The organism is Streptomyces sp. SID3343 (assembly GCF_009865215.1).
GTDB lineage: Bacteria > Actinomycetota > Actinomycetes > Streptomycetales > Streptomycetaceae > Embleya.
Window position 1 is genome coordinate 1 of sequence record NZ_WWJX01000053.1, and the last position, 4971, is coordinate 4971.

General features: G+C 70.0%; 5 protein-coding genes. All 5 read right to left on the reverse strand.

The window, feature by feature from the left end; genetic code table 11:
• Positions 1-38 precede the first annotated feature (38 nt).
• Positions 39-1625 carry a phosphoglycerate dehydrogenase gene (gene serA, locus GT354_RS02325; RefSeq protein ID WP_161354473.1) on the reverse strand — a complete coding sequence of 529 codons (1587 nt, stop codon included), beginning with the start codon at positions 1623-1625 and terminating at the stop codon, positions 39-41.
• Positions 1626-1844: 219 nt separating this feature from the next.
• Positions 1845-2237 (reverse strand): FHA domain-containing protein, encoded by a 393-nt coding sequence (locus GT354_RS02330; RefSeq protein ID WP_161354477.1) that lies wholly within the window; start codon positions 2235-2237, stop codon positions 1845-1847.
• Between the two features lie 152 nt (positions 2238-2389).
• Complete coding sequence (locus tag GT354_RS02335) at positions 2390-3202, reverse strand: hypothetical protein (RefSeq protein ID WP_161354474.1); 813 nt, start codon at positions 3200-3202, stop codon at positions 2390-2392.
• A gap of 40 nt (positions 3203-3242) precedes the next feature.
• On the reverse strand, positions 3243-4073 hold the full coding sequence (locus GT354_RS02340; RefSeq protein ID WP_161354475.1) for a hypothetical protein: 831 nt from the start codon (positions 4071-4073) through the stop codon (positions 3243-3245).
• A gap of 55 nt (positions 4074-4128) precedes the next feature.
• Positions 4129-4971: PP2C family serine/threonine-protein phosphatase (locus GT354_RS02345; protein WP_161354476.1), on the reverse strand; the 843-nt coding region annotated here is incomplete at its 5' end.

Sequence of the window (4971 nt, forward strand, 5' to 3'; positions counted from 1 at the left end):
CGCGCGTAGCGCGGTCACCTCGCGCGTAGCGCGGTCACTCAATCCAGGTTGACCGACCGTACGAACTCCGCGCCGATTTCGGTGGCGATTTCGGTGAGGATCTGCGGGTTCACCGTGGTGTCCACCGTCAGCGCGACCAAGGCCTGGCCACCCTTGGCCGCACGGCACACCTGCATGCCCGCGATGTTGACGCCCGCCTCGCCGAGGTGGCGGCCGATGACGCCGACCACGCCGGGCTTGTCCTCGTAGCGGAGGAAGACCATGTGGGACGTGAGGACCAGGTCCATGTCGAAGCCGTCGACCTCGACGACCTTCTCGATGTTCTTGGGGCCTGCGAGCGTGCCCGAGACCGAGATCTCGCCGCCGTCGGCGAGCGTGCCGCGGACCGTGACCACGTTGCGGTGGTCGGGGCTCTCCGAGCTCGTGGTCAGGCGGATCTCGACGCCACGCTCCTGCGCGAGCAGCGGCGCGTTGACGTAGGACACCGAGTCCTCGACGACATCCGCGAACGCGCCCTTGAGGGCCGCGAGTTCGAGAACCTTGACGTCGTGCTGGGTGATCTCGCCGCGAACCTCGACGTCGAGGCGGACGGCGATGCCGCCGGCGAGGGCGGTGAAGATGCGGCCCAGCTTCTCGGCGAGCGGCAGCCCGGGACGGACGTCCTCGGCGATCACGCCACCCTGCACGTTGACCGCGTCCGGCACGAGCTCGCCGGCGAGCGCGAGGCGCACCGACTTGGCCACCGCGACGCCGGCCTTCTCCTGCGCCTCGTCGGTGCTCGCGCCCAGGTGCGGCGTGGCGACAACGGCGTCGAACTCGAACAGCGGGCTGTCCGTGCACGGCTCCTTGGAGAACACGTCGAGCCCGGCACCGGCGACGCGACCCTCCTTGAGGGCGGCGGCGAGCGCGATCTCGTCGACGATCCCGCCGCGCGCGGCGTTGACGATGCGCAGCGTCGGCTTGACCTTGCGCAGTGCCTCGTCGCCGATCAGTCCGAGCGTCTCCGGGGTCTTCGGGAGGTGCACGGTGATGAAGTCGGACTGCTCCAGGACCTCGTCCAGGGTGAGCAGGCGGACCCCCATCTGCGCGGCGCGGGCCGGCTGTACGTAGGGGTCGTACGCCACGATGTTCATCCCGAACGCGGACATCCGCTGCGCGACCAGGACGCCGATGCGGCCGAGGCCGACCACGCCGAGGGTCTTCTCGGACAGCTCGACGCCGGTGTACTTGCTGCGCTTCCACTCGCCGTTCTTGAGCGCGGCACTCGCCTGCGGGATGTTGCGCGCGACCGAGATGATCAGGCCACAGGCCAGTTCGGCGGCGGTGACGATGTTGGAGGTCGGCGCGTTGACGACCATCACGCCGGCCTTGGTCGCGGCCGGTACGTCGACGTTGTCCAGGCCGACCCCGGCGCGGGCGACGACCTTGAGGCGGCCGGCGGCGGCGATCGCCTCGGCGTCCACCTTGGTCGCGCTGCGTACGAGGATGGCGTCCACGTCGGTGATCGCGGAGAGCAACTCACCGCGGTTGGCACCATCGCAGTGGCGAATCTCGAAATCGGGTCCGAGGGCATCGACGGTGGCCGGGGACAGCTCTTCGGCGATGAGAACGACGGGCTTGCTCACGGTTTTCCTTCGCGTGCTGCGATGACGGGTGGCCGCGTGGAAGACACACGACAAGGTGGCCTGACGCGTGGCCGATCCTACCGCCGCCCTTGTGAAGGAGTTCACAGATGTCCGATGTGTGGACGCTCGGCAGGCGGGTCAACGGATCTGACTTTCCATCAGATTCGTCGGTGGATCGGGCCCTGGGACGGATCGAACCGTACGAAGCGGATCAGCGGGTCAGTCGGTCGCGAGGAACCAGCCGATGGTGACGCGGCGTTGACCGTTCAGGTCGAGGATGACCACCTCGCCCGAACCGGGCCGACCCAGCGGCGTGGTTCCGCCGTAGGGCAGGTCACGCGTGTCGCCGTCGTCCACCTGTACCTCCGCGACCGGAGCGTTCTGCGATCCGCGACGCCACGTGACCCACCACGTCTGGTCGTCGTCACACTGGAACTCCAGATGGACTCGGGACACGAAAAGCCAGTCGGCCGGCGTCACGAGATGACAGCGCGTCGCGTCGCGACCCACCGCCAGCGCCGCTCCCGGCCGACTCGGCGCGCTTGCCATCAGCATGGCAACCGTCGCCGCGTCGTCCGCCCCCGAAGTCGACGCCATGTTGAGATCGAGCACCTGTTCCTCCCCACGCTCCAGATCGACAGTCAATCCCGCGTCGCGACCGCGGTCGAATCCTCGGCCTCGAACGACTCGCCTCGAACGGCCCGGTCCGAACGACCCGCCCCGAACGAATCGTTTCGACCGAATCGCCTCGACCGACACTCCGCTCAATCGACCGGGCCACCCCGCCGAGCACACGGGCACGGTTCACATCCCACAATGCCGCAGGTGACCGCCGTCTGTGCGATCAGGTCCCAACCTCCGTGCACGTGCGGGGTCGTGTCCAGGTAGTCGGGTCCCAAGAGATGGTTCAATTCCGGGCAAAGCTCCGAGCTGTAGAAGTCGCGCCGCAGCTCGGTCTTGCAGCGCTCGACCGTGGCCTTGGCCATGTAGAGCATGTCGCACAGCTCGTCCGTGGTCTTGGGACGCTTGGTGGGCCGCCCGTGGATCCAGTCGCACGACATGGCCGCGAGCACCTCCAGCCGGACCCCGCGCAGCTTGCGGCGCAGTTCGTCGGGCGCGAGGTCGACCGTGTCACGGCCGGTGCCCACGGGCGGCAACGGCGCGCCCGGGTGCATCGCGCGCCAACCGAGCACGACGGTGCGCCGGCGGGCCAGATCGCTGACCGTGATGCCCCCCGTGGTGCGCGGCGGCAGCGGCAGGATCGCGCCGTACGGCATGTCCTGTGACGTCTCGCCGCGCCGGATCCGCACTATCGCCAACGGGGTGTCCCGTTGACCACGCGGCCACTCCACCGTCCAGCCGCGGGTTTCGCTGTACTCGAAGATCAGGTGTTTGCGCGAGACGAACAGCCAGTCGTGCGGCGTGAGCAGCGGGCGACACGAAGTGGGGTCGCGGCCCATGACCAGCCGGGTGCCGACCACGCCCCGGACCTGGAGGCTCTTGGGGCCCGGCAGTGGGTCGCGCTCCGCCTCGTAGCCGTCCGCGACCGCGTCGAACGACATGTTCAGTTCGAGCATCGTCCTCTCGTCCCCTCCCTCGGCGCCCCCGCCACCGGACTCACCGGGTGCCCGCATGCGGCGCGTCGGCGCCACACGGGCAGGGGCCGCGACCCGTTATCCCGTGCGTGACCGCCGTCTGCGCTATCAGGTCCCAGCCTCCGTGCACATGCCGCACGGTGTCCAGATAGTTCGGGCCGAGCAGGGAGTTCAGCTCGGGGCACAAACCCGAACTGTAGAACTCTCGGCGCAGTTTCGTCTTGTAGCGCTCGACCGTCGCGGCGGACAGGTGCAGCAGTTCGCACAGTTCCTTGGTCGACTTCGCGCGCTTGACCGGGCGGCCGTGCACCCAGTCGCAGGACAGCGCGGCCAGTACCTCCATCTCCGTCTCGGAGAGACGGTTCTGGAGCACGAACGGCGCGACGTCCTGGGTCTCGGGCACGCCCACGTCGGGTTCGGTCGGTTCCTCGCCCGGGCGTTGCGGCAACGAGACGCGCCACTCGACGAGTACGCGCCGCCGCCGGGCGAGATCGGTGACCACGACTCGCCCCGGACGCAGCGACCCGAGTGGGAGCGTCGCGCCGTACGGAACCGGCTCGGACACGCCCTCGCGGTCGATCTGTACGAGCGCGACCGGGCGTGGGTGCGAGCCCTGGAGCCATTCCACGCTCCAGCCGCGCTCCAGGGAGTACACGAACTCCAGGTGCACGCGCGATACGAAGCGCCAGTCCTTCGGCGTGACCAGGCCACAGCGCGACGGGTCCCGGCCGATCGCGATCTTCTTGCCGGGCTCGCTTTGCACCTTCACCGTGCGCGGCCGGGCCAGGTCCGACTCCTGCTGGTCGGCGTCGTCAGACGTCGCCACGGTGAGGATCAGTTCGAGCATCGCCATCCGTCCGGTCTCGTGCCCCTCCGTGGGGCATCGCCCATCCTTGCCCGGTGAACCGTCACCAGGCCGTTCCGCCGTTCGACCGTAGGGCCCCGGGCCCTGTCGACGCATCCTCGGGTAGTTCTCGAGGGTCCGCGGCCGGCCGGTGCCCCTCGGGTACGGGCAGTGCGTCGCATTCGACCACGACCGCGGTCGCGTCGTCGTCCCCGCTCTCGACGGCCGTTCTGGTAAGGGCGGTTGCCGCGTGGAACGGGTCGCCGTGCACGAGGTCGGCCACGGTTTCGTCGGGCAGGTGTCCGACTCCGTCCGTGGCGAGAACCACACGGTCACCGGGGTGCAGTTCGATCCGCTGGAGTTCGGGCTCGGGGGCCTGCGAACCGCCCAGCGGTGTCGAGGTGAGCAGCCAGGGCCGGCCGAACTCGGCCGCGTTGCCCTGCTCGGTGAGCCGAAACGCCCGGCCTGCGCGGACGAGCCAGCACACGCTGTCACCGCAACCCGCCAGGTGCAACCTGCCGTGCTGGAGGACCGCGGCCACCACGGTCGTGCGCATGCCTTCGTACTGCGCGACGCCGTGCCTGCGCACGGCGAGGTCGGCCAGCGCGATCGCGGCGCCCAGCCGGTCGCTCCAGCCCGCGGCCAGGTCGGCGGACGCGAGTTCGGACACGAGCGTGCGCACCGCCACGTCGGCCGCGTACCAACCGGCGGGGTGGCCGCCGAGGCCGTCGGCGACGATGAAGACCTCGCCGGTCGCGGCGTAGCGGTCGTCGTTGTCACGGGCCGTCAGTTCCGGCCCCAGGCCCCGGCGTTCGCGGCGCGCGGCGCGCCTGCGACCGGGGTGCGAGGAGGTCGACCACGCGGACGCCTGGACGCCGAGCGGCGGGCCCTCGGGCGTCTCGTCGTC